This window comes from Aedoeadaptatus coxii (assembly GCF_001553115.1).
Taxonomy (GTDB): Bacteria; Bacillota; Clostridia; order Tissierellales; family Peptoniphilaceae; genus Aedoeadaptatus; species Aedoeadaptatus coxii.
Window position 1 is genome coordinate 1 of record NZ_KQ960162.1, and the last position, 1,677, is coordinate 1,677.

General features: G+C 44.2%; 2 protein-coding genes. Both read right to left on the bottom strand.

The annotated features are described in order from the left end of the window. Positions 1–183: 183 nt before the first annotated feature. Positions 184–456, bottom strand: a complete 273-nt coding sequence (locus HMPREF1863_RS01895; RefSeq protein ID WP_068366894.1) for a GNAT family N-acetyltransferase — start codon at positions 454–456, stop codon at positions 184–186. Positions 457–524: 68 nt separating this feature from the next. After that, on the bottom strand, positions 525–1,541 hold the full coding sequence (locus tag HMPREF1863_RS01900) for an LCP family protein (protein WP_068366896.1): 1,017 nt from the start codon (positions 1,539–1,541) through the stop codon (positions 525–527). Positions 1,542–1,677: the final 136 nt, after the last annotated feature.

Genomic DNA, 1,677 nt, shown 5'->3' on the forward strand with positions numbered 1-1,677 from the left:
TTTTTAACTTTTTTACAGTACTTTTTCGAGGTTATTTGATCGTTTGCCTATTGAGCCTAACGACCGCATCGATCGCTAGTTCAGAGCTCATCACTCTTGCGTATCGACTCTTAAAATGATACTAGAATCTATCCTTCTTGTCAAGGAATTATTGGTTCTTTTTTAACTCTATGTTAAGTGTTTTTACTCCGCTAGATAGGGGCGATCCTCTTCGCTTGCTTCCATCTTTTTCTTGACGTAAGAACAATCCGGCCGTACCTTAAGGTTTTCTTTTTTTACAAAGTCCATAAACGCGGCGTAAAGTTTCCACGCCATACCTTGTCCTTGCATTTCTTTTTTCGTAACGGTGTGATAGGCACGAACCGTATGCTCATCTACGTACTCGTAGGCCAAGAATGCTTTCGGATCGGATGCATCTCCTACATAGAATTGCTTGCCATCGTTTTGTATGTTCATAAGCTTCTCCTTTCTCTTTTGTTTTGTGTCTTTATACCCAATAAAAAAGCCCCTCATTGGGGACTTTGTTACTCTTCTTCCGTTTGGTTGTCTGTGCTGTTTTCTTCGGATTTTTCCGTCGTTTCTTCGTAATAGCTTCCTTTACCTTCCCAGAAGCGTTTCAATTGTTCTCGGGCCGATTCTCGATCGACGACGTAGTATTCCAGTTTTCCGATCCGCTTGTTTTCTCCGACCAGCGTATCCATTTGAATAGAGTCTTTGTCGAAGTCCAGTCCCATTTTGGCCAGGTAGGCGATTTGACCGTAGGATAGATTGGTCTCCACATTGTCCATTACAAGGTCGATAAGTTCCGGAATTTTAAAAATCATGCGCGGACTCTTTAGTTTGTCGAACAGCTTCATTAGGAAGCCTTGTTGGGTTTGAATACGATCCAGGTCTTGATTTTCGTATATCTTACGAATTCTCAAATAACGCACGGCATCGTCCCCGTTTAATTTTTGTTTGCCCTTTTTGAAGTTGATATACAGGTGCGGCACGACGTAGGTGTCTTCGTAGGTGTAGTCGAAGGGGATGTCCACCTCGATGCCCCCTACTGCGTCGACCAGTCGTCTGACGGCATTGTAATCGACTGTGGCGTAGTAATCGACGGAAACGTCCAGGAATCTTTCCACTGTCTTTTCCGCCAATTCTTCTCCGCCGTAGGCATAGGCGTGGCCGAGTTTTGTTTTTCCTTTATGACCTTCGATGTCGACATAGGTATCTCTCGGAAGGGACAGGAGCTGCGCTCGTTTCGACACGGGATCGATGGTCAGAAGCATGATGACATCGCTTCGCGTAGGATTCCCTTCTTCGGTCATGTCCGTGGTCGCGGTTTTATCGATTCCGAATAACAAAATATGCAAGGGATCGTCGCCTGTAAAGGGGCTCGTCGCCTTAAGGTTTTCTTTCGCCTCTGCGATTTTGTTGCTGTCAACTTTTTTGTTTGCCTTATCCAATGGATTGGCTGCGATCTTATAACCTAGGGCTAATCCTGCCGATAGGATGACGATCGCTAAACTGCTTAGGATGATCTTTAAGATCTTCATATTCCACCTCTTCTTTATCTTTTCTATCTTACCGAATCGCCGGGCCGATGGCAATATGAAATCCGAATCTTATGAAGAACTTATACCTGTGATATCTTCGCACAAAAAAAGAGACGCATTTGCGCCTCTTTTCGTT

Coding starts and splice junctions, on each gene's coding strand:
- HMPREF1863_RS01895 (WP_068366894.1), bottom strand. CDS start 456: ATGAACATACAAAACGATGGCAAGCAATTCTATGTAGGAGATGCATCC.
- HMPREF1863_RS01900 (WP_068366896.1), bottom strand. CDS start 1,541: ATGAAGATCTTAAAGATCATCCTAAGCAGTTTAGCGATCGTCATCCTA.